Here is a 1,751-nt window from a genome sequence, read left to right as displayed (position 1 = left end):
CATCATTGCGGCCGTCGCAGCAATGATCGTCACGCCCGCCCTCGCTCAGGTGATCGAGACCCCCACCAGCACGACCGTGGTTGTCCCACGTGGCGCCCCCGGCGTCGTCACACGTCAGCCAGGTTCAACCGGGGAGGAAGGCGCCAGATCCTATTCGCCGACGGGTCGTGCTGCCGATAGCATCTCGAACGACTCGGCTGCTTCCGGCAATAAGGGACAGCCGTCGCGGATGGGTTCGACTGGCAGTGGCGGCGGGAAATAGGCCTTATCAACAATCGTTGGATACGTGGTGTAATCGCTGCCACTGCAACCGAAGAGTCGTTTTTTAAAAAGAGAGAACGGCCCTTTGTAGGTTCTGTAGGCCGACATCAAGCTGTCTGATTGGACAGAATAGTTGACCTATTTCGATGGTGCTGCTGGGTTATTGCCCGATGGGGTTGCTGCCTGTTGCTCAACTGGCGCCTGAGGATCTTCGCCTGGCTTGTAGGTGGTCGGGGCAGCTGGCACGGGCCGCTCCTTGTTCTGCGCGACTGACTTCCCGCCAGGGTTGGGGGCATCTTTGGCTGCGGACTCCTCCCGCGGGACTGGCGCCTGACTCCAGCCATCCTGGGCGCTGCGGCGGAGGCCATCGACGCTGAGGACGCCCAGCCCTGGATCATCACCGAGGACGGCGACATCCTCTCGCCTCGCTGGATCAAAGCCAATACCAACGCACCTCGCCTGCAATGAGGGTCCATGAGCCGGCGCACCGCGGTTTCTAGTCCCGCTGCACCGCGCCGACCATCACGGGACCGCCCGGCCTAGGCTTCAAGGGCGAAGCCTAGGGAACTGGCCCAGAAAAGCTTGTCGTCATGTGCTTGCCCGCCGCATGCCGTGCGGTGTCGCGAACGCCTCGGGCGCGCAGACGGGAAGAACCGGGGCTGTAGCAGACCAGGGGCAATCGGCACAAAGTGGGTGGCTTCAGGCCGCTTCCGCCAACACGCGTTCCATCTGCACGTCGGCCAGATAGTTCATCAGCTGATCAGCCATATCGGAACTCCCGCACTCGACCGAGACTGCCACTGGTAAATCGGACCGAGCGACGGTCGCGATGACGGACTCAGCCATCAGCGCAGCCTCGCGCGCCGAGTACGCTGCGAGGAGCCGTGCACCCTGAGGCGTGTCGATCAAGATTGCGATGCTCGCCATGGCGTCCTCAACGGGCGCGCAGCCGAAATCGTTTCGTGCTTTGCACGTGGTTCCTCGCTCGTTCTCGCGAAGCGGTCAGGAACGATCGGTCCCGCAAACAGATGCCCTGGGGTGCACCTCGCGCAAACGGAGCTACCCCTATGTTCATGAAAATCGACAAGCTCCTGACCGAACTTCCAGAGCCAAAGCGGCCTGAGCCTAATGCGGCAGCGGCCTTGCAGGAGTTGCTCGGCGGAAAGTACGGCGAAATGTCGACGCTGGGGAACTACATGTTCCAAAGCTTCAACTTCCGCAACAAGGAGAAGCTACGACCCTTCTACAGCTTGGTGTCGAGCATCTTCGCCGAGGAGATCGGCCACGTCGAGCTGGTCTCGACGGGCATCGCCATGCTCAACAATGGCCCAGGCAACCCGCAGGAGGACGTCGACATCTCCAAGGCGCCGTTCGCCGAGATGCAGGACGTGAGGCTTGCTGGTGCCTTCCTGGCCAACGGCGGCGGCGCGACTCCAATCAACTCGAACGCCCAGTCGTGGAACGTCGACATGGTCACCACGACCGGCAAC

3 protein-coding genes are annotated in these 1,751 nt (G+C 62.1%); 2 read left to right on the top strand and 1 reads right to left on the bottom strand.

All coding sequences use genetic code 11. The annotated features are described in order from the left end of the window. Position 1 precedes the first annotated feature (1 nt). A complete protein-coding gene (locus MKK82_RS31675; protein ID WP_243987948.1) occupies positions 2 to 262 on the top strand; it encodes a hypothetical protein in 261 nt (86 codons plus the stop codon). 698 nt (positions 263 to 960) lie between these two features. Here the strand turns inward: MKK82_RS31675 and MKK82_RS31670 are convergent. Continuing rightward, positions 961 to 1,188 (bottom strand): hypothetical protein, encoded by a 228-nt coding sequence (locus MKK82_RS31670; protein ID WP_243987946.1) that lies wholly within the window; start codon positions 1,186 to 1,188, stop codon positions 961 to 963. 140 nt (positions 1,189 to 1,328) lie between these two features. On the opposite strand from MKK82_RS31670, the gene MKK82_RS31665 reads away from it, so the two are divergent. Beyond that, the coding region (locus tag MKK82_RS31665) for a manganese catalase family protein (protein WP_243987945.1) at positions 1,329 to 1,751 on the top strand (423 nt) is incomplete at its 3' end.

Source organism: Methylobacterium sp. E-046, assembly GCF_022829625.1.
Classification (GTDB): Bacteria; Pseudomonadota; Alphaproteobacteria; order Rhizobiales; family Beijerinckiaceae; genus Methylobacterium; species Methylobacterium longum.
This window is presented reverse-complemented; position numbering and strand designations above follow the sequence as displayed.